2 protein-coding genes are annotated in these 2,311 nt (G+C 33.0%); both read right to left on the bottom strand.

What is annotated here, in order from left to right; all coding sequences use genetic code 11:
- Positions 1–108: 108 nt before the first annotated feature.
- Complete coding sequence (locus KEM10_RS23555) at positions 109–549, bottom strand: hypothetical protein (RefSeq protein WP_212220769.1); 441 nt, start codon at positions 547–549, stop codon at positions 109–111.
- A 904-nt stretch (positions 550–1,453) separates the two neighbouring features.
- Positions 1,454–2,170, bottom strand: a complete 717-nt coding sequence (locus tag KEM10_RS23550) for a hypothetical protein (RefSeq protein WP_212220766.1) — start codon at positions 2,168–2,170, stop codon at positions 1,454–1,456.
- Positions 2,171–2,311 lie beyond the last annotated feature (141 nt).

Genomic DNA, 2,311 nt, shown 5'->3' with positions numbered 1-2,311 from the left:
TCGTGGTGTCGTGTCACCCGATAGGGGGACTAAGACGGTAGACTAAAGTGTCAGGACGAGCCGACCGAGCCATGCTTTATTTCCAGCGTGTTAGCCCTTGTTGTTTTATTAATAATCTAAAAATGTTGCAACACGAATAATGTCTGCATAATTGTCAAGTCGACTTATTTCTGAAATAAATTCAGATTCCGTCATTAATTTCAAATTCGTAATGGGATACAGATGCTTGGTCTTAGAAATAATTTTTCTTTTTAATTCATCCAATGAAATCTGAATACCACTATTTGTCGTACTGAAAATAACTTGTAACCTTGATTGTCCAAAAAATTTAAATAAAGGCCCTGTCTTACTTAAAATTTTATGGGTAATTATTTTGATATAATACCCATTGCTGTCAATTAAGATTCTTTTGTAATGCTTGTCAAGATCATTTTCATTAATATGATGAATTGCATCTTTTTCTTCTTCTAAAATCTCTACAAATCCTTTTTCCCCATTGAAAACCCAATCTGTAAGTTCGATCAATGGATATTTTATTTCACTAGTCAATTATTTTCAATATTTATGAAATGAACGTTTGGTTATTCAATAAGGGCTAACGGTTGCTGGATGAAGTCGTGGCGCGTTAGTCGTGGTGTCGTGTCACCCGATAGGGGGACTAAGACGGTAGACTAAGGTGTCAGGACGAGGCGGACGAGCCATGCTTTATTTCCAGCGTGTTGGGTGTTGTGCTTTTCTGTTTATTTATTTGTTCCAATATAGTTTTAAAACAGTATAAAAATTGATTTTTTGATCCAATTCGATTAAAGATCCGAAATGAGTCGTCTTTCAAAACTACTGTAATTGAGTCTGGTTTAGAATAAGTATTGTATCCAGAGTTGCCTATGAATACAAAGTCGTCGATAACTATTGATTTTAGAACTGATTTAAATATATCTGTATAACTATCACTAAACTCAATTTTCTTTATGTCTGAATATTTAAAAGTCTCTTTGCTATTAAAAATTGGCAAAACACTTTTACCATTGAGTTCAAATCTGTCCTTAAATATTTGAATACTCCTGTCTTTTATAAATAAACTCATTAAGATTAAATATAATCCGACTAATATTACCAATGCATTAATCCATATAACAGTAATGATTGTCGCTATTCCAAAAAGAATTAAAACTATTCTTAGAATTACCTTAGTCGTATTATTTTCTTTGTATTCTTTAATCATGATTTTAAATTATTGAGAGAACGGAATAGTTAATTTACGTGCATTTTAGCATTACACCCAACGATTAGTATATGGCAAGTAAGGCAATACAAGGCACTTGCCTATCAATTTGCACTTAGCCGAAGCTTTTGTTTTGGTTGTTAATTTAATCATTTCTTATAGCCGAAGCAAAAGCTTCGGCGGTGCTCATTAATTGCTCAATACATTGCAAAACACTATTCGCCTTATTTGCTATATACCTTGTTGTAGCCAGTTGTTTAATGCCTTTTTTCTCAATTCAAATGGTTTTCTTCTATTCAGCGAGTATTGAGAATTTGGGTCTTTCCCTTCCAACTCTTCTTGTTCTTCGTGCCACTTTTTATTATTATCAAAAAAATCAACGGCCTCTTCCCATTTGTCCTGAAGAATATAGAAATCAATTATTTTCTCAAAATGTTTAATCGGGTATTCTTTCAAAGTTTCAATTGCGCTATCAAAGGAAGTATAATTATCAAAGAATTTAAATGCGGCATTTTCAACATTATCTTTTACCTTATCCATCAATTTTGCGTTGTCATATTTTACTAAATCATACCAACCCAAATTATAATATTCTTTGTCCCATCCTTTTATATAATTAACTCTGGTTCCATCAACTGCATTACCCCAATTCTTGTCAAGTTGATAGTAATCAGTTTCCCATTTTCTGTATTTAGGTGAAAATGAATTAATGAATATGTCAAATTCAACACTGATATTACTCTCATTATATTTCCGTCCATACCAACTAATATGGAAATCAAAAAAGTCATTTTTCTTCTTAAATTCTCTTTTTGACTTGAGGTATTTAAATCCTTTTGGCTCTAAAACGGGAAATACAAAGTCAATAAACAGTTTGTCAATTCTTTCTCCAGGTTTTAAGTCCGAATACAAGTGAGTCGGTTTGTTATTGAATATGTTTAATTTCATTAATTATCTATTTACGGACTGCGTCTCTCTTTCTTTCAATTGGCTACAACGTTGGCTGGATGAAGTCGTGGCGCATTAGTCGTGGTGTCGTGTCACCCGATAGGGGGACTAAGACGGTAGACTAAAGTGTCAGGACGAGCA

The sequence above is a fragment of the Carboxylicivirga linearis genome (assembly GCF_018271995.1).
GTDB classification, from domain to species: Bacteria; Bacteroidota; Bacteroidia; order Bacteroidales; family Marinilabiliaceae; genus Carboxylicivirga; species Carboxylicivirga linearis.
The sequence above is the reverse complement of the archived record's forward strand: the minus strand, read 5'-3'. Positions and strand labels throughout refer to the sequence as shown.

Excerpts from the sequence above, each read along its gene's own strand:
- KEM10_RS23550 (WP_212220766.1), bottom strand. The coding sequence starts at position 2,170 with ATGAAATTAAACATATTCAATAACAAACCGACTCACTTGTATTCGGAC.